Source organism: Streptomyces sp. NBC_00285 (assembly GCF_036174265.1).
In the GTDB taxonomy this organism is placed as follows: domain Bacteria; phylum Actinomycetota; class Actinomycetes; order Streptomycetales; family Streptomycetaceae; genus Streptomyces.
In genome coordinates this window covers 8,501,262-8,517,953 of sequence record NZ_CP108055.1, presented here as the reverse complement: position 1 = coordinate 8,517,953, position 16,692 = coordinate 8,501,262, and the positions used below count along the sequence as shown (strand labels likewise).

18 protein-coding genes are annotated in these 16,692 nt (G+C 71.0%); 7 read left to right on the top strand and 11 right to left on the bottom strand.

Annotation, left to right across the window (positions count from 1 at the left end; all coding sequences use genetic code 11):
• Positions 1 to 106 precede the first annotated feature (106 nt).
• Entirely contained in the window at positions 107 to 844 is a 738-nt protein-coding gene (locus OHT57_RS39070; protein WP_328751539.1) for a GntR family transcriptional regulator, read from the bottom strand.
• 130 nt (positions 845 to 974) lie between these two features.
• Between OHT57_RS39070 and OHT57_RS39065 the strand changes: the two genes are divergently transcribed.
• Positions 975 to 1,997 carry a Gfo/Idh/MocA family protein gene (locus OHT57_RS39065; protein WP_328751538.1) on the top strand — a complete coding sequence of 341 codons (1,023 nt, stop codon included), beginning with the start codon at positions 975 to 977 and terminating at the stop codon, positions 1,995 to 1,997.
• A 34-nt stretch (positions 1,998 to 2,031) separates the two neighbouring features.
• Here the strand turns inward: OHT57_RS39065 and OHT57_RS39060 are convergent, their stop codons facing one another.
• From OHT57_RS39060 to OHT57_RS39050, 3 genes are all read right to left on the bottom strand, one after another.
• A complete protein-coding gene (locus OHT57_RS39060; protein WP_328751537.1) occupies positions 2,032 to 3,219 on the bottom strand; it encodes a cytochrome P450 family protein in 1,188 nt (395 codons plus the stop codon).
• Positions 3,220 to 3,261: 42 nt separating this feature from the next.
• Positions 3,262 to 3,951, bottom strand: a complete 690-nt coding sequence (locus OHT57_RS39055; RefSeq protein ID WP_328751536.1) for a response regulator transcription factor — start codon at positions 3,949 to 3,951, stop codon at positions 3,262 to 3,264.
• A 154-nt stretch (positions 3,952 to 4,105) separates the two neighbouring features.
• Positions 4,106 to 5,365 (bottom strand): sensor histidine kinase, encoded by a 1,260-nt coding sequence (locus OHT57_RS39050; protein ID WP_328751535.1) that lies wholly within the window; start codon positions 5,363 to 5,365, stop codon positions 4,106 to 4,108.
• A 170-nt stretch (positions 5,366 to 5,535) separates the two neighbouring features.
• Between OHT57_RS39050 and OHT57_RS39045 the strand changes: the two genes are divergently transcribed.
• Positions 5,536 to 5,736 (top strand): hypothetical protein, encoded by a 201-nt coding sequence (locus OHT57_RS39045; RefSeq protein WP_328751534.1) that lies wholly within the window; start codon positions 5,536 to 5,538, stop codon positions 5,734 to 5,736.
• A 57-nt stretch (positions 5,737 to 5,793) separates the two neighbouring features.
• Here the strand turns inward: OHT57_RS39045 and OHT57_RS39040 are convergent, their stop codons facing one another.
• Positions 5,794 to 6,180 (bottom strand): ribonuclease domain-containing protein, encoded by a 387-nt coding sequence (locus OHT57_RS39040; RefSeq protein ID WP_328751533.1) that lies wholly within the window; start codon positions 6,178 to 6,180, stop codon positions 5,794 to 5,796.
• A gap of 162 nt (positions 6,181 to 6,342) precedes the next feature.
• A complete protein-coding gene (locus OHT57_RS39035; RefSeq protein WP_328751532.1) occupies positions 6,343 to 6,801 on the bottom strand; it encodes a hypothetical protein in 459 nt (152 codons plus the stop codon).
• Positions 6,802 to 7,197: 396 nt separating this feature from the next.
• On the opposite strand from OHT57_RS39035, the gene OHT57_RS39030 reads away from it, so the two are divergent.
• A complete protein-coding gene (locus tag OHT57_RS39030) occupies positions 7,198 to 7,953 on the top strand; it encodes an SDR family oxidoreductase (protein WP_328751530.1) in 756 nt (251 codons plus the stop codon).
• Between the two features lie 315 nt (positions 7,954 to 8,268).
• Here OHT57_RS39030 and alc read toward each other — a convergent pair whose 3' ends face one another.
• Entirely contained in the window at positions 8,269 to 9,384 is a 1,116-nt protein-coding gene (alc, locus tag OHT57_RS39025; protein WP_328751529.1) for an allantoicase, read from the bottom strand.
• Between the two features lie 38 nt (positions 9,385 to 9,422).
• Positions 9,423 to 10,763 (bottom strand): allantoinase AllB, encoded by a 1,341-nt coding sequence (allB, locus tag OHT57_RS39020; RefSeq protein WP_328751527.1) that lies wholly within the window; start codon positions 10,761 to 10,763, stop codon positions 9,423 to 9,425.
• A gap of 249 nt (positions 10,764 to 11,012) precedes the next feature.
• Here allB and OHT57_RS39015 point away from each other — a divergent pair, with 249 nt between their 5' ends.
• On the top strand, positions 11,013 to 11,807 hold the full coding sequence (locus tag OHT57_RS39015) for an IclR family transcriptional regulator (RefSeq protein WP_328751526.1): 795 nt from the start codon (positions 11,013 to 11,015) through the stop codon (positions 11,805 to 11,807).
• A complete protein-coding gene (locus OHT57_RS39010; protein ID WP_328751524.1) occupies positions 11,804 to 12,487 on the top strand; it encodes a DUF6304 family protein in 684 nt (227 codons plus the stop codon). The genes OHT57_RS39015 and OHT57_RS39010 overlap by 4 nt, the downstream gene beginning before the upstream one ends.
• Here the strand turns inward: OHT57_RS39010 and OHT57_RS39005 are convergent.
• Positions 12,484 to 12,768, bottom strand: coding sequence for a DUF5955 family protein (locus OHT57_RS39005; protein ID WP_328751522.1), 285 nt, complete (start codon positions 12,766 to 12,768; stop codon positions 12,484 to 12,486). The two genes, OHT57_RS39010 and OHT57_RS39005, sit on opposite strands and share 4 nt — an antisense overlap.
• A gap of 205 nt (positions 12,769 to 12,973) precedes the next feature.
• On the opposite strand from OHT57_RS39005, the gene OHT57_RS39000 reads away from it, so the two are divergent.
• Positions 12,974 to 13,573, top strand: coding sequence for a nucleotidyltransferase family protein (locus OHT57_RS39000; RefSeq protein ID WP_328751521.1), 600 nt, complete (start codon positions 12,974 to 12,976; stop codon positions 13,571 to 13,573).
• Between the two features lie 185 nt (positions 13,574 to 13,758).
• Complete coding sequence (gene aceB, locus OHT57_RS38995; RefSeq protein ID WP_328751520.1) at positions 13,759 to 15,384, top strand: malate synthase A; 1,626 nt, start codon at positions 13,759 to 13,761, stop codon at positions 15,382 to 15,384.
• Here aceB and OHT57_RS38990 read toward each other — a convergent pair.
• Both OHT57_RS38990 and OHT57_RS38985 read right to left on the bottom strand, forming a co-directional pair.
• Positions 15,374 to 15,667, bottom strand: a complete 294-nt coding sequence (locus OHT57_RS38990; RefSeq protein ID WP_328751519.1) for a SelT/SelW/SelH family protein — start codon at positions 15,665 to 15,667, stop codon at positions 15,374 to 15,376. The genes aceB and OHT57_RS38990 overlap by 11 nt on opposite strands.
• Positions 15,664 to 16,569, bottom strand: coding sequence for a HipA family kinase (locus tag OHT57_RS38985; RefSeq protein WP_328751518.1), 906 nt, complete (start codon positions 16,567 to 16,569; stop codon positions 15,664 to 15,666). Before OHT57_RS38985 ends, OHT57_RS38990 begins: the two co-directional genes overlap by 4 nt.
• Between the last annotated feature and the right edge of the window lie 123 nt (positions 16,570 to 16,692).

Genomic DNA, 16,692 nt, shown 5'->3' with positions numbered 1-16,692 from the left:
TGTGCGGGGGATCGAAGGGGAGTGCGCGATTCCTGCCGGGCGCGGGTGCCGGGCGGCTGGTCGCGCCCAGGTGGCGAGGCCGCGGACCGGTACGGCCCCGGATCCCTCAGGGGCGCACCAGGAGCTGGAATTCGAACGAGTAGCGAGTGGGGCGGTAGGTGTGCGTGCCGAACTCCACCGCTCGCCCCGTGTCGTCGAAGGTCACGCGTTGCATGGTGAGCAGGGGGGCACCCGCCTCCTCGGTGAGGCGTTCGGCCTCGGTCTGCGTGGCCGCGCGGGCGCCGATGGACTGGCGGGCGCTGTGGAGCGTGATGCCCGCCGTACGCATCATGCGGTACAGGCCCGTCGCCTCCAGCTGGGCGGTGTCCAGGTCGAGGAGGGCCGGGGGCAGGTAGTTGCACAGGTACGCCATCGGCTCGCCGTGCGACAGTCGCAGCCGCTCCACCCGGTGTACGTCGCTGCCCTCGGCGACACCGAGCGCCGCGGCGATCTCGGCGGTGGCCGTGACGACGGTGTTGACGAGGACCTTGGTCGCGGGGCGCTGGCCGGCCGCCTCCAGGTCGTCGTAGAGGCTGCTGAGTTCCAGCGGGCGCTTGACCTGGCTGTGCACGACCTGGGTGCCGACCCCGCGACGGCGCACGAGCAGGCCCTTGTCGACGAGCGACTGGATGGCCTGGCGGACGGTGGGCCGGGACAGGCCGAGCCGGCCGGCGAGCTCGATCTCGTTGCCCAGCAGACTGCCGGGAGTGAGCGTTCCGTGCTCGATCGCGGCCTCCAGTTGCTGGGACAACTGGAAGTACAACGGCACCGGACTGCTCCGGTCGACACTGAGCTCGAGTGTCACAGTCGGGTCTACTTCTGGTTTCGGCACGGGAGCGAGCGTAGCTCCGTGCGTTGTTGACGGGAAGTCGTGTAGTTCGGTTGTCCGGACATACTGATTGACAGCGCGGGGGCTGCGACCACATTTTGTTCACATGCGCATCGGGGTCATAGGGACGGGCCGCATCGGCACCATTCATGCGAACACGCTCAGCCGCCATCGGGAGGTCGGTTCCTTAATAGTCACGGACGCGAACAGTTCGCGGGCCCAGGAGCTCGCACACCGCCTCGGGGAGACCGCGGCCCCGGGCGTCGACGAGATCTTCAAGTGGGGCGTCGACGCCGTGGTGATCACTACGGCGACCTCGGCCCACGCCGAGCTCATCGGCCGGGCGGCACGCTCGGGACTGCCGGTGTTCTGCGAGAAGCCCATCGCGCTCGACCTGCCCGGCACACTGCAGGCCATCGCCGAGGTGGAGGCCGCGGGGACGGTTCTCCAGATGGGCTTCCAGCGCCGCTTCGACGCCGGCTACAAGGGTGCCCGCAAGGCGGTGCGCTCGGGGCGGCTCGGACGGCTGCACACGGTGCGCGCGCTGACCTCCGACCAGGCGCCGCCGCCGGTCGAGTGGCTGCCGCTGTCCGGCGGGCTGTACCGGGACACCCTGATCCACGACTTCGACATCCTGCGCTGGGTGACCGGGCACGAGATCGTCGACGTGTACGCCGCCGGGTCCGACGCCGGTCCGCCGATGTTCCGCGCGGCCGGCGACGTCGACACCGCGGCGGCCCTGCTCACGCTCGACGACGGGACCCTCGCGACGGCCACGGCGACCCGGCTGAACGGCGCCGGGTACGACGTGCGCATGGAGCTCGCCGGTGAGCTGGACCAGGTCGTGGTGGGGCTGGACGACCGGACGCCCATCGCGTCGACCGAGCCCACCGGGCCGCCCGCGGCGGACAAGCCCTGGACGGGGTTCCTGGAGCGCTTCGGACCGGCGTACGAGGCCGAGCTGGCCGCGTTCATCGAGGTGGTCCGGGGCGAGAGAGCGAACCCCTGCGACGGGCGTGAAGCGTTGCAGGCACTACGGATCGCCGAGGCCTGCGAGGTGTCCCGGCGGGAGCACCGGGCCGTGCGGCTCGCGGAGATCCCGGGCGGTGCGAGCGCGTCCGCGTTCTGAACGCGCCGAGCCGTGACACAGGGTTCGCCGGGCCCTACCACCGCACCGGCAGACTCCGCACCCCCCTGATCAGCATCCCCGGCAGCCACTCCCCCGGCGGTCCGTCGAGTGCGAGACCGGGGGTGCGGTCCAGGAGGGTCCGGACCGCCGTACGGGCCTCCAGGCGGGCCAGGGGGGCGCCCAGGCAGTAGTGGATGCCGTGGCCGAAGGCGAGGTGGCCGCGGGGATCGCGGCGGATGTCGAAGCGGTCCGGGGCGGGGTAGCGGGAGCCGTCACGGTCGGCCGCGCTCAGGCAGATCATCACCGGGTCGCCCCTGTCCACGGCCCGTCCCGCGATCTCCAGGGGCTCGACGGCGTACCGGAACGTCGCGTTCTCCACCGGGCCCTCGTAGCGCAGCGCTTCCTCGACCGCGCCGTCGATCAGGGTCATGTCGGCGCGCAGGGCGGCGAGCTGTTCGGGGTGGGTGAGCAGGGCGTGCACGCCGTTGGTGATGAGGTTGACCGTGGTCTCATGGCCGGCGATCAGCAGGAGGAAGGCCATGCCGCGCAGCTCCGTCGACGAGAGCCGGTCGCCGTCCTCGGCGGTCGTGCGGATGAGGTCGCCGAGCAGGTCGTCGCTCGGTCCCGCGCACCGCTTGTCCTCGATGAGCTCGGTGAGGTACTCGCCGAGGCGCAGGACGGCGTCGTAGGAGCTCTCGGGGCCGGTGGGTGCCACGACCTCCGTGGACAGCTTGCGGAACTCCGTGCGGTCCATCTCGGGCACGCCGAGGAGTTCGCAGATCACGGTGATCGGCAGCGGGTAGGCGAGGGAGTGCACCAGGTCGGCGCGGCCGTGCGACAGCATCGTGTCGAGGAGGTCGTCGGTGATCTCCTGGATCCTGGGCCGCAGCTGTTCCACCCGGCGCATGGTGAAGGCGCGGGTGACGAGGCCGCGCAGCCGGGTGTGCTCCGGCGGGTCGCTGCCGAGCAGATGGCGGCCGATCAGCGCTTCGTCGTCGAACACCATGCCGATCCTGCGGCCGTCCTTGGACAGCCTCGGGTCGGCGAGCGCGGCCCGTGCCTCCTCGTGGCCCACGACGAGCCAGGTCGAGTAGTCGGCGCGGGAGCCGGGCGGTCGCACCCGGTGGACGGGGCCGAGCGCACGCAGCTCGGCGTACACGGGATGCGGGTCGGCGCGGAACGCCTCGCCGTAGCCCCCGAGATCGATCACTTCTTCGGCCATGAAAGCTTCCCCCTTCACACCGTCAACGTGCGCAGGCGTCGGCTAGTGCCCGGGCCTGCCGGAATCCTGGTCGTCCTCCAGGAGTCCCGCGTCGTACGCCAACAGGGCGATCTGCACCCGGTTGTTGAGGTCCAGCTTGGCCAGGACGCGGGAGACGTGGGTCTTGACCGTGGCGACGCTCATGTAGAGGGCGGCGGCGATCTCGGCGTTCGACAGGCCCTGCCCGACCGCGATCGCGACCTCGCGTTCACGGTCGTTGAGAACGGCGACGCGCTCACGCGCGCGTGAGCGCCGGGTGTCGGCGGCGGAGCCGGCCGCGTGTTCCATCAACTGGCGGGTGACGGCCGGCGACAGGACGGGGTCGCCGGCGGCGACGCGGCGGACGGCGGCCAGGATGTCCGCTGGCGGGGTGTCCTTGAGGACGAATCCCGCGGCACCCGCGCGCAGGGCGCGCAGGACCTGTTCGTCCGCGTGGAACGTGGTCAGGACGACGACCTGCGGGGCGTCGGGCCGGCTGCGCAGCCGCTCGGTGGCCGCGAGACCGTCCACCGACGGCATCCGGATGTCCATGAGGACGACGTCGGGACGGCTCCGGTCGACGGCAGCCTCCACCTCGGCACCGTCCGCCGCCTCACCGACGATCTCGATGTCGTCGGCTCCGCCCATCATCAGGGACAGGCCGGCCCGCACGAGGGGGTCGTCGTCGACGAGGAGCAGTCTGATCACAGTCATGGGCCTTACGTAATCACGGCCGGGCAGGGCGCAATCACCCTTGCGGGCCGACGAGTTGCGCCTCGGGCGCCCCGCTGGCGGAAGGCCCGACACATCCACGGCAACCGCATCCCGCTCCCCGACCATGGATCCGACGGCAGTCGCACCCCAGGCCTCAGCCACACGGCAGCCACGCCCGAACCCGGAACGCCCCGTCCGCGTCCACCCCGTGCTCCAGCCGGCCCCCGGCCAGCGTCGCGCGCTCGGTGAGGCCGATCAGGCCCTGCCCCGAGCCGGGGACGTGCGGCACCTCGCCGTCGGGTGCGGGGTTGCGCACGGTCATGACGAGGCCCTCACCCGGGCCGCCGGTGACGGTGACCGTGACCTCCGTGCCAGGAGCGTGCTTGCGGGCGTTGGTGAGGCCCTCCTGGGCGATGCGGTAGGCGGTGCGGCCGACGGAGGCGGGCACGGCTGCGGGGTCGGTGACGCGGGTGTCGAGGGTGACCTTCATGCCGGCCTCGCGGGACTCGGCGACCAGGGTGTCCAGCGCGGCGAGGGTCGGCTGGGGGCGGCCCGTGTCGTCGTGGTCCCCCGCCCGCAGTACGCCGATGATCTCCCGCAGGTCCTGGAGCGCCTCGTGCGCGCTCTCCCGGATGACGCCGGCCGCCCGCGCGACCTCCGCCTGGGGCGCGTCCGGCCGGAACTCCAGGGCGCCCGCGTGCACGCTGAGCAGCGTCAGACGGTGCGCGAGCACGTCGTGCATCTCCCGCGCGATGGCCTCGCGGGCCAGGCGCTGTGCCTGCTCGGCCCGCAGCGCCGCCTCCGTCTCGGCACGCCGTGCGCGGTCGCGCAGACTGAACATGAGCTGCCGTTTGGCCCGCACCAGCAGGCCCCAGCCGATGGTCGCGGTCATCAGCACCACGGCGAGGACGACCGTGACGACATAGGGCAGATCGGCGTCGGGCCGCAGCCGCAGGGAGAGCGGTACCAGGGCGATGTTGACGCCGCCGAGCCAGGCCACGTGGCGGAAGGGGCGGTGCACGGCGAGCGTGAACAGGGCGATCATGCAGGCGCCGCCCGCGGTGTCCGAGAGCAGTCCGAGCGGCACCGTGGCCACGGCGAGGCCCAGCGGCCAGCGGCGGCGCAGCCATACGGCGGCACAGGCGGCCGCGCCCAGCAGCTGGTCGAGGGTGGCGGCGGAGTGCGTCACATGCGGGTTGTCGCCCACCGAGTCCGCGCCGATCAGGCCGATGAGGACGGCCAGCAGGAAGCAGGAGAAGTCGACGATCCAGTCGCGCGCGGTACGCCGGGGCCGCCCTCCGGGCCGGGCGGCCGCGGGGTCGAACTCGTGGATCACGGCGGACGGCAGCAGCCAGCGTCGGCCGGGCAGGGCCGGGGGGTCGGGAACCGCTTCGTCACCGCTCACGGTCGACAAATCTACGCAGTGCGGGCCCGCCGCACCCGTCCACGAGCGGCATCCGCGACCAAAGTCGCGGCACCGCAGACTTTCGGCGTGGGCGACGCCGTGGGTCCGATGCTTTCGCGGAACGGGGCTCGCCCCGCGGCCGATGTCTGTGGGGGGGTCCGCGGGGCGAGGGTCTCGCTATGAAGCAACTGCTGGAACTGTTCGGTTTTCTCGCCCTGGTGCAGGGCGGGGCGGGGCTGCTGCACGAGTTCACCGACTGGCACATCGGTCTCGTCCAGCGGATCGGCTTCCTCGACGGCTACGAGGTCTACGCGAGCGTCGCTCTGATCGTGCTGGCGTTCGCCCTGTTCGCCGCCGCGGAGAGCCGGAGGTCCGGCTGAGAGCGCGGACCGGGCCTCCGGCCGGTTGCACGGTTCCTCCGGTCGCTGCGGACGGGCTCAGCAGCTGTAGTTGACCAGGTTGAACGTGACGTAGTGGTCGGCGGTGTAGTAGTCCTCCTGGCTCTGCTGACCGGTGACGATCCGGCGCGCTCCACGCGTCGATGAACCAGGGGTGATGACCGTGTACTCGTGGTAGTAACTGCTCGACCGGCTCGGCAGGACGCCTTCCCGGTTCTGGAAGACGACGCCGTCCTGTGAGTAGGGGTAGGGGCCGCCCTCCTCGATCAGGTCCAGGGTGTCGTGGGCCTGGGAGGGCAGCTTGGTGTAGCAGACGCTGCCGACCGCGGCGGCCGCCGGGGTGGCGGTGACGGTGCCGCCGACGAGGAGAGCGGACAGAACGGCAGCCGCGGCGACGGTACGAGTGATCCGTGGGGGGAATCTCATGCCTTCATGATGACGCGCGTAGACAGTGGCATGTCAATGACAACTCCGGAGAATTTCCCGTCAAGTCCGATGAGTTTTCAGGAAGTTAACCTGCCGCCCGGAGCCTTCACGCATACCCGGTGTGCCGCCGTCCCGCTCGGGAGAGCGGGGCCATGGCACGGATCAGGACTGGCTGCGGAGGAGTTCGATCCGTTGGGCGAAGCTGTGGAACGAGCTCTGGACGTCCATGACTTCGACGAGGCTGGTTGCCGGCTTGCCGGCCTTGACGTTGCGCAGGCATTGCGAAGCGGCCTTCCCGACCCCGTCGAGCGACTCCTTCCAACTGTCCTGAGCGATCTTGTCCGGCAGTTCGCCGTAGTCCCTCGCCGCCTTCACGTCGTCGAGCACCTGACTGCATTGCGAGGCGGCGGTGGGGTCCGAACCGATCGGATCGCTCACCTGAATCAGGGTTTTCACGTCCTTGGCGATGGCGGTCATGTGTTTCTGGCCGCCCTTGTCGGACCAGCTCGCCAGGGTCTCCTTGTCGTCGGAGCAGCCGGACAGGGTGGTGAGCAGCAGGACCGTCCCGGCCGAGACGAGAACGCCTCGTACGGCGGGACGCGCGCGGATCGACAGGTTCATGGGATGCACCCTTTTCTTCACGTGAGAATGCTCGGACCGCTCGCTGGAGGGGTCGCGATGCTGGAGCAGGCGAAGGGGCCGCGGCCGGTGCGGAGGGCTGCACTCCCGGGTGCCGATCGCCGCCCGCCCTGCGAAACGGCATGCCGCTGCCGCGACCCCCTCATATGCGCTCCCCCTCCGCACCGGCCACCCCCGGCCCCCCGGGCCCCGGTTCGCCATGCTCTCAATGCCACGGCGCTGGACGCATCGGGGAAATCACTGACCCTTCTACGTAGTTGCGGTGGCCCCGACGTCCCGGTCGGGCGCCTTGCGTGCGGGAGCGTGAGGGCCGGGACGTCGGCATGGCCGAGGTCGATGTCCGAGCGCCGCCAGCGATCCCGGGCTCGGGCCGGTGGGATGGACGTCATGACAACGACTTACGGAACTCTGCACGGCAAGGTCGCACTCGTCACGGGCGGCAGCCGGGGTATCGGCGCGGCCACGGCACTGCAACTGGCGCGGGAGGGGGCGGATGTGGCCGTGACGTATGTGAGCGGCAAGGAGGGGGCCGCGGACGTCGTACGGCGCGTCGAGGCCCTGGGACGCCGGGCCGTGGCTCTGCGGGCCGACTCCGCGGACGCCGAGGAGGCGGCGGGGTCGGTGCGGCGCACGACGGAGGCGCTCGGCGGGCTGGACGTGCTGGTGAACAACGCGGGTGTGGGTGTGCTCGGCCCGTTGGACGGCCTGTCCCTCGTGGACATCGACCGGGTGCTGTCCGTCAACGTGCGCGGGGTGTTCCTGACCTCGCAGGCCGCGGCCGCGCACATGGGTCCGGGTGGCCGGATCATCATGATCGGCACCTGTATGACCCAGCGTGTGCCGGGCCCGGGCGGAACCCTGTACGCGACGAGCAAGTCCGCTCTGACCGGGCTGACGAAGGCACTCGCGCGCGAGCTGGGCCCGCGGGGGATCACGGCGAACATCGTCCACCCGGGCCCCACCGACACCGACATGAACCCGGCGGCCGGGCCGTTCGCGGCGGGACAGGCCGCGATGACCGCGCTGGGGCGGTTCGGTACGGCGGAGGAAGTGGCGTCGATGGTGACGTATCTGGCCGGGGCGGACTATGTCACCGGCGCGGAGTTCGCCGTGGACGGCGGACACGCGGCATGAGACGGCGGCTGCCTCCCGCGACAGTCCCACGGCGCGAGTAAGGCACCCCGCACACGGTGGGCCAGCGGCACGAACGTGCAGCAGACACTGCCGCCCGCGGCCGCAACTCGGCGTGAGTGACGCACCCCCGTACCCGGCGGACTCGCAGCGTCAACGTGCAGCAGACGCTGTCACCAGCGGCCGCAACCCGGCGTGAGTGGGTCACCCCCACTCACGCCGGGCTCGCGGCGTCAACGTGCAGCAGACGCTGCCGTCCGCGGCCGTAACTCGGCGGCGGGGCAGGGGTTTTCCCGCCCCGGCGCGAAGGTCCCTGTCTCAGCCGCCCAGTTCCTGGTGCCTCGCCGACAGGGCCGCCGTACCCGCCTCCGTCAGCGACCCGAACAGTCGCAGCCGTGAGATCCCGCCGTCCGGGAAGATGTCCACGCGTGCATGCGTCCCCACCGCCGGCTCGGGCAGGACGAAGCGGTGGTTGGTGTCGGGCTGGAGGCGGGTGCGCGGCAGGATCTCGAGCCAGTCGGCCTCGTCTCCGTCGCGGACCGAGACCGATGCCCAGCCCGCGCTGTTCCCCTTCAGATACGCCGTGTCGATCTCGATCGCCCGGATCCGGGACTGGGCGGCGAGGCGGTAGCGGATCCAGTCGTTGCCACGGTCACGGCGTCGCCGCGTCTCCCAGCCGTCGTCCATCTTGCGGGAGCGCCCGGGCTGGATGGTGTTGGACGCCGGCGAGTAGAACAGGTTCGACGCGTCCTCGGCCTGGCCGCCGTTCTCCAGGGCGACCACGTCGAAGGTGCCGAGGACCGCCAGCCACGCGGGGTCCGGCACGACCTCGCCGTACACGCGCAGGCGGGCGATGCCGCCGTCGGGATGCTGGTTGACCCGCAGGTGCGTGAAACGCTGTTCGAGCGATACGGCGAAGCCGTTCGCCGCGTGACCGCCGACCGGCGTGCGCGGGACGAGCGTCGTCCACTTTACGTCGTCGCCCAGCAGTTCCTCCGGGGACGGTGCGCCGGGGACGGACGTGCCCTCCACCGACACCGCCTGCGGATAGTTGCCGCGGAAGTGCGCCGTGTCGACCACGATGCCCCGGATCACGCCGGGCGCGCCGAGGCGCACCAGCGCCCAGTCGTGGTCCTCGGTCGTCGGCCAGGGGTGCCCGGCCGAGGCCCCACGGCGGCGCCGCGTCTCCCAGCCGTCCATGATCTTGCCTTTGTGCCCGAAGTGCTCGGGATCGAACTCGGCCGGCTCCGGCATCAGCAGGTTCTCGCGCTCGGCGAAGAACTCGTCGTTGGCGGCGATGACGCCGGCGCCGAGCTGCCGGGCGGCGAGGTCGGCGTACTGGGTGAAGGGGAAGTCCGCGGTGCGGTAGTCCGCGTACGGGTCACCGCCGCCGTACGGGTTCGCGTCGCCGGTGAAGCTCACAATCGCCGTCACGTACTTGTACCTTTCAGAGGTGGTCCGGTGCGGGTGAATCAGGGCGTGCGGCTGAGCAGTTGGCCCTGTGGGGGCGTGAACTCGCCGTTCACCACGATGGGTCGGCCCCGCAGCCAGGTCGACTTCACGACGCCGTACAGGGTCTTGCCCGCGTATGCGGTGACCCGGTTGCGGTGCTGGAGGGCCGCGGGGTCCACGGTGAACGTCTCGTCGGGCGCGAGGACGGCGAAGTCGGCGTCGCGGCCGGCCTCGATGGCGCCCTTGCGTGCGTCGAGGCCCACCAGTTCGGCCGTGCGCGCCGACATCCAGCGGACCACGTCCTCCAGCGAGTGACCGCGCTTGCGGGCCTCCGTCCAGACTGCCGCCAGGCTCAGCTGCAGGCCCGAGATGCCGCCCCACGCCGTCGCGAAGTCGTCCGTCTTGAGGTCGGCGGTGGACGGCGAGTGGTCGGTGACCACGCAGTCGATGGTGCCGTCGGCGAGCGCCTGCCACAGCAGGTCCTGGTTGGCGGACTCGCGGATGGGCGGGCAGCACTTGAACTCGCTGGCGCCGTCCGGGACTTCCTCGGCGGTGAGGGTGAGGTAGTGCGGGCAGGTCTCGACGGTGATGCGGACGCCCTCCGCCCTGGCCCGGGCGATCAGCGGGAGCGCGTCGCTCGACGAGAGATGCAGGACGTGCACGCGGGCGTCCAACCGCTTCGCCTGGGCGATGAGTTGGGCGATCGCGGTGTCCTCGGCGTCCCGGGGGCGGGAGGCCAGGAAGTCGGCGTACTTGGGGCCGCCCTGCTGCGGGGCGGCCTCAAGGTGGTGCGGGTCCTCCGCGTGCACGATCAGCAGGCCGTCGAAGGAGGCGATCTCGGCCAGGGACCGGGCGAGCCCGTCCTTGTCGAGATGCGGGAACTCGTCGACCCCGGACGGCGACAGGAACGCCTTGAAGCCGAACACGCCCGACTCGTGCAGCGGGCGCAGGTCCTTGACGTTGTCGGGCAGGGCGCCGCCCCAGAAGCCGACGTCGATGTGGGCCTTGTCGGCGGCGACTTCCTGCTTCGTACGGAGGTTGTCGACCGTCGTCGTGGGCGGGAGGGAGTTGAGCGGCATGTCGACCAGGGTGGTGATGCCGCCGGCCGCCGCCGCGCGCGTGGCGGTCCAGAAGCCCTCCCACTCGGTGCGGCCGGGGTCGTTGACGTGCACGTGGGTGTCGACCAGGCCGGGCAGCAGGACGTCGTCGCCGAGGTCCTCCAGACGGGCCCCTTCGGGTACGGGGGCGTCGTACGGCAGCACCGCCGTGATCCTGCCGCCCGCGACCGCTACCGACGCGGCCCGCGTCCCCTCGGGCGTGACGACGCGCGTCGAGCGCAGCACCAGTTCTGTGCCGGACACCCGGACCCCTCTCTGCCGCCGTTAACTTCCGCGTAACGGAATTCAACTTTCTGTTGAAGGAGTCTTCACTCCCGTTCGAGTGCCGTCAAGGGCACACTTCCCCACAGTGCACCCGACGTCGACTCTCTAGACGTTTCCACAAAGCGGAATTAGAATTCCAGCAAGCAGAACGTAGCTACGCACCAGCGGGGAGTCAACCGACTGCCGGGTAGGCTTCTGCCCTTCCGCCAGCCCCGAAAGGAACGCGCCGTGCCGACGTCCAGCGCCAGCACCACCGACTCCGCCAAGTCCTCCGGTGGCGGGGTCCAGTCCCTCGAGCGCGCCTTCGACCTGCTGGAGCGGATGGCGGACGCGGGCGGAGAGGTCGGACTGAGCGAACTGTCCGCGAGCAGCGGACTGCCGCTGCCCACCATCCACCGCCTGATGCGGACCCTCGTGACCTGCGGATACGTCCGCCAGCAGCCCAACCGTCGCTACGCCCTGGGCCCGCGCCTGATCCGCCTCGGCGAGTCGTCCGCCCGGCTGCTCGGCACCTGGGCCCGCCCCTACCTCGCCCGTCTGGTCGAGGAGACCGGCGAGACGGCCAACATGGCGCTGCTCGACGGCGACGAGATCGTCTACGTCGCCCAGGTGCCGTCGAAGCACTCGATGCGGATGTTCACCGAGGTCGGCCGGCGCGTCCTGCCGCACTCCACGGGCGTCGGCAAGGCCCTGCTCGCCCACACCCCCGACAACGAGGTGCGCGCGCTCCTCGCCCGCACCGGCATGCCGGCCGCGACGGAGAAGACGATCACCACGCCGGACGGCTTCCTCGCGGCCCTGGAGGCGGTGCGCAGCCAGGGGTACGCCGTCGACGACAACGAGCAGGAGATCGGCGTCCGCTGCCTCGCGGTCTCGGTGCCCAACTCCCCCACCCCGGCCGCTATTTCGATCTCCGGCCCGGCGGGACGGGTCACCGAGGCGGCCACCGAGAAGATCGTGCCGGTGCTGCAGCAGGTGGCCGGCGAACTCTCCGAAGCACTGGCCAGCCAGAACCCGGCATGACGGCCCTTCAGCGCTGGCCGGGGCGGTACACCGACCGGCACGGCACGGAGGAGATCGTCTTCGAGTCGGACGGCCGGGAGCTGATCCGTACGACGATCAGGGGTGTCGTCTTCGAGAGCGAGTCCATGGACGATCTCGGTGCCCTGAACGGTGAGCCACCCGAGCAGGCGTTCGCGTTCTTCGACGGCGGGCTGTGCTCCTGCCTCCTGGAATGGCAGGTGCCGATGCCGGTCGAGGTCCAAGGGTCCGGCGTACGGCCGGGCGTGCTGCACTGCGCGCTGCGGCTCGGAGGGCCGGCGGGCCCGGGCCGCGGCCTGGATGCGGAGACTCTGGCCGTCACCCTGCGTCTCGACGGGCGTGAGTACCGCAACGCGGACGGCCAGGGCTGGTTCGAGGAGGCGCTGGTCGACATTCAGCGCAAGCTGCCGCCTGGAGACCGCTTGCGGGCCTGCATCTCGTGCGCGTGGTCCGACTACAACCCGGTTGGCAGCGGTTTCATGGCCGGGCTGGCCTGCTTCCGCGACACCAAGGACCGCTACCGGCAGGTGTCCGGCAAGCACGGCCCGACCGGCATCTTCGCCCTCTGGCAGGACCTCACCGAGTTCGTCCAGGAGACCTGGCTCTGCCCGGAGTTCGAGCACCGGGGCTCGCACAAGGGTTACCGGGGCTCGTTCCCCTAGCGGCGCGGTTCCCCGAACAGCTCCACCGCGTCGCGTACCGCCGTCAGCCCCCGTGACAGCGCGCTGACCGAGCCGATCGCTCCGGCGATCAGCAGCAACGACCGGCGTAGCCGCGGGACTTCGGGTTGCCCGTACACCGTCATGGCGGCGAGCGCGGCGAGTTCGTCCTCGGCGATGCCCCGGTCGGGGAACTCGGCCGGGTGCGCGGCGAGTTCGCGGCGCAGCCGGGACACCGCGGTCCGCAGTTCCGCCACTCTCGGATCGTTGTCACTGCCGGTCACTGGCCTCTGCCCCAAGCTCCGCAACACAGCTCTCCCCCTCGCACGCCGTCGTGCGCTCCAGCGTCGTGAAGCCCCTTCGGTGTTGGTCGGACGCCGAGGGACGCGGGTCAGTAAACGCCACGGAGTGCGCCCGGCGCCACCGTGCGGACCGAATTCCGGCCCGCTGAAACCGGGCGCACTCCGGCGCGTCAGGTATGCAGGACGCATGACGGAGAACGAACAGCAGGTCGCCGGGCTGCTTCTCGCGGCGGGCGGGGGGCGGCGGCTCGGCGGGCGGCCCAAGGCGTTGCTCGAACACCGGGGCCGGCCGCTCGTCGAACACGCGGTCGGTGTCCTGCGTGCGGCCGGCTGTGCCCGCGTGCACGTGGTCCTGGGGGCCGCCGCAGCGGTCGTACGGGAGCGGGCGGAACTCGGCGGTTGCGTGCTCGTGGAGAACCCGGCGTGGGCCGACGGCATGGGGTCGTCCCTGCGGGCCGGGCTCGACTCGCTGGCCGGTACGGGGGCGCGGGCGGCGCTCGTGTCGCTCGTCGACCAGCCCGGGATCGGGGCGGCGGCGGTGCGCCGGGTGCTCGCCGCCCACGAGGACGACTTCTCGCTCGTGTCGGCCGCCTACGACGGCGTACGCGGTCATCCCGTCCTCTTCGGCGCCGCGCACTGGGCCCCGATCGCCGCGAGTGCGACCGGGGACCGGGGGGCACGCGCCTACCTGAGGGATCACCAGGACGCCATCACGCTCGTCGAGTGCGCGGACGTGGCCGAGCCCTACGACATCGACACACCGGCCGATCTGGCGCACCTTGAGTGAGCATCCTGGCACTGAGCGCCACGTTGGCTCGACTCGGAGAATCTCGATATCAACAAACGATTGAACTTCCACGATGAGGAAACTAGTATCCACTGTTCAGAAGCGTCCCGCCCCTGGTGAAGGGCGCCGATCGCGTACCCGGTTCGACTGGCACCCGGTGCCACCGCTGAAGGAAGTGACAGCTCATGTCCGCACCAGCGCCGTCCCCGCTGGCCATCGTCGACGCCGAGCCCCTGCCGCGGCAGGAGGAGGTCCTCACCGAGGCGGCCCTCGCCTTCGTGGCCGAGCTGCACCTCCGGTTCACGCCCCGGCGCGACGAGCTCCTCGCCCGCCGCGGTGAGCGCCGCGCCGAGATCGCCCGCACCTCCACGCTCGACTTCCTCCCGGAGACCGCCGCGATCCGTGCGGACGACTCCTGGAAGGTGGCCCCCTCCCCCGCGGCCCTCGACGACCGCCGGGTCGAGATCACCGGCCCCACCGACCGCAAGATGACCGTCAACGCCCTCAACTCCGGTGCCAAGGTGTGGCTCGCGGACTTCGAGGACGCGTCGGCACCGACGTGGGAGAACGTCGTCCTCGGCCAGGTCAACCTCGCGGACGCCTACACCCGCACCATCGACTTCACCGACGAGAGGTCCGGCAAGTCGTACGCCCTGCGCCCCGACGAAGAGCTCGCCACCGTCGTCATGCGACCGCGCGGCTGGCACCTGAACGAGCGGCACCTCGTCGATGCCGACGGCGCCCAGGTACCGGGCTCCCTCGTCGACTTCGGGCTCTACTTCTTCCACAACGCCCAGCGCCTGATCGACCTCGGCAAGGGCCCGTACTTCTACCTCCCGAAGACCGAGTCGCACCTCGAAGCGCGCCTGTGGAACGACGTGTTCGTCTTCGCGCAGGAGTACAACGGCATCCCGCAGGGCACCGTCCGCGCGACCGTCCTCATCGAGACGATCACGGCCGCGTACGAGATGGAGGAGATCCTCTACGAACTCCGCGACCACGCCTCGGGGTTGAACGCGGGCCGCTGGGACTACCTGTTCTCCATCGTGAAGAACTTCCGTGACGGCGGCGCCAGGTTCGTCCTGCCCGACCGCAACCTGGTCACGATGACGGCCCCGTTCATGCGGGCGTACACCGAACTCCTGGTGCGCACCTGCCACAAGCGCGGCGCGCACGCGATCGGCGGCATGGCGGCCTTCATCCCCTCGCGCCGGGACGCCGAGGTCAACAAGGTGGCCTTCGAGAAGGTGCGCGCCGACAAGGACCGCGAGGCCGGCGACGGTTTCGACGGCTCCTGGGTCGCCCACCCCGACCTGGTCCCGATCGCCATGGAGTCCTTCGACAAGGTCCTCGGCGACAGGCCGAACCAGAAGGACCGGCTGCGCGAGGACGTCCACGTCGAGGCGGCCGACCTGATCGCCGTCGACTCCCTGGAGGCCAGGCCGACGTACAACGGCCTGGTCAACGCCGTTCAGGTGGGCATCCGTTACATCGAGGCGTGGCTGCGCGGGCTCGGCGCGGTCGCCATCTTCAACCTCATGGAGGACGCGGCCACCGCCGAGATCTCCCGCTCGCAGATCTGGCAGTGGATCAACGCGGGCGTCGAGTTCGAGAACGGCGAGCGCGCGACCCCCGAGCTGGCCCGCAAGGTGGCCGCCGAGGAGCTCTCGGACATCCGCCGGGAGATCGGCGAGGAGGCCTTCACGGCCGGCCACTGGCAGCAGGCCCACGACCTGCTGCTCCAGGTCTCCCTCGACGCCGACTATGCGGACTTCCTGACGCTGCCCGCGTACGAGCAGCTCAAGGGCTGACGTCCTCCTGAGAGACCCTGTCCGAGTGGCCCAGGGACCTTCCCGGGGCCACTCGGTCGCGTACGGCCTGCTTGACCGCCGTCGGCTCCGGGAAGCCCTGCTCACGCCGGTCCCAGACGACCTCGTCGTCGACGCGGACGACGAAGACACCGCCCGTGCCCGGCTTCAGGGCCAGTTCCGTCAGTTCGGTCTCGAACGTGGTGAGCAGTTCCTGTGCCAGCCACGCCGCGCGGGGCAGCCAGCGGCACTGGGTGCAGTACTCGATCTCGACACGGCCACTCATCCGAGGTGCACCGACCAATCCTGTTCCGCGGCCGGTTTGCCGTGCAGGTCGGGGACCCGCTTCAGCCACGTGGGCCGGTCCTTCTCCGTCCTCGCCGCGCGGAGGGCTTCCTCGGCGGCGATTTCCTCCCGGGTCGGGAAGTCTGTGGGGAGCCAGGCCTCGGAGGCCCGCACGCGCGCGTGGAGGTACGTCACGTAGGCCTCGCGCGCCTCGTCCGGGGTCGCGAAGTCGGTGAGCCAGGCATCGGGGACGGCGGCCGTGACAGCGCGCAGGACGTCGAGGGTGACCCTGGGCGCGAGGTCGGCGTCGGCGGCGCGCACGTCCGGGCCGTAGTGGCCGAGGGCGTGATGGCGGAAGTCGTAGGACTTCGCCGGGTCCGTGCCCTCCCAGCGGTGGTGGAAGACAAGGGCGGCGCCGTGGTCGATCAGCCACAGGCGCGGGGGCGCGATGCCGAGCGTCGGCCAGATCATCAGGTTCGAGCTGTGGACCGTACGGTCGACGTTGACGGTGAGGGCGTCGAGCCAGACGATCCGGCCGGCCTCCAGGGCGTCGACCGGGAACGTCCTGGCGATCTCCGGGGTGAAGTCACGCGCGCCCGGCAGGTAGTCCATGCCGAGGTTCACCCCCGCGCTCGCCGCGTGCAGCTCACGCACCTCCTGGTGCGGCTCGCTGTCGGCGATCGCCGGGTCGAAGTGCACCAGGACCAGCTCGGGGAAACGCAGCCCCAGCACCCGCGCCAGCTCACCGACGATCACCTCGGCGACCAGCGCCTTGCGGCCCTGGGCGGAGCCGGTGAACTTCACGACGTAGGTGCCCAGGTCGTCGGCCTCGACGACGCCGGGGACGGAACCACCGGAGCGCAGGGGTTCGACGTAGCGGCCGGCAGTGACCTCTCTCAACATCTTCCAGGGCCCCACGGGTCGTTCAGCTTGTGTTCCATGGCCATCTCCAAGGCGGTGCAGCCGGGGAAACCTATCCGATCATCCTGCCTTCATGACGCCTCATCCTCGCATCCGGGCGTCCCT

Excerpts from the sequence above, each read along its gene's own strand:
- OHT57_RS39065 (WP_328751538.1), top strand. The coding sequence starts at position 975 with ATGCGCATCGGGGTCATAGGGACGGGCCGCATCGGCACCATTCATGCG.
- OHT57_RS39060 (WP_328751537.1), bottom strand. The coding sequence starts at position 3,219 with ATGGCCGAAGAAGTGATCGATCTCGGGGGCTACGGCGAGGCGTTCCGC.
- OHT57_RS39055 (WP_328751536.1), bottom strand. The coding sequence starts at position 3,951 with ATGACTGTGATCAGACTGCTCCTCGTCGACGACGACCCCCTCGTGCGG.
- OHT57_RS39045 (WP_328751534.1), top strand. The coding sequence starts at position 5,536 with ATGAAGCAACTGCTGGAACTGTTCGGTTTTCTCGCCCTGGTGCAGGGC.
- OHT57_RS39040 (WP_328751533.1), bottom strand. The coding sequence starts at position 6,180 with ATGAGATTCCCCCCACGGATCACTCGTACCGTCGCCGCGGCTGCCGTT.
- OHT57_RS39035 (WP_328751532.1), bottom strand. The coding sequence starts at position 6,801 with ATGAACCTGTCGATCCGCGCGCGTCCCGCCGTACGAGGCGTTCTCGTC.
- OHT57_RS39030 (WP_328751530.1), top strand. The coding sequence starts at position 7,198 with ATGGACGTCATGACAACGACTTACGGAACTCTGCACGGCAAGGTCGCA.
- OHT57_RS39010 (WP_328751524.1), top strand. The coding sequence starts at position 11,804 with ATGACGGCCCTTCAGCGCTGGCCGGGGCGGTACACCGACCGGCACGGC.
- OHT57_RS39000 (WP_328751521.1), top strand. The coding sequence starts at position 12,974 with ATGACGGAGAACGAACAGCAGGTCGCCGGGCTGCTTCTCGCGGCGGGC.
- aceB (WP_328751520.1), top strand. The coding sequence starts at position 13,759 with ATGTCCGCACCAGCGCCGTCCCCGCTGGCCATCGTCGACGCCGAGCCC.
- OHT57_RS38990 (WP_328751519.1), bottom strand. The coding sequence starts at position 15,667 with ATGAGTGGCCGTGTCGAGATCGAGTACTGCACCCAGTGCCGCTGGCTG.
- OHT57_RS38985 (WP_328751518.1), bottom strand. The coding sequence starts at position 16,569 with ATGTTGAGAGAGGTCACTGCCGGCCGCTACGTCGAACCCCTGCGCTCC.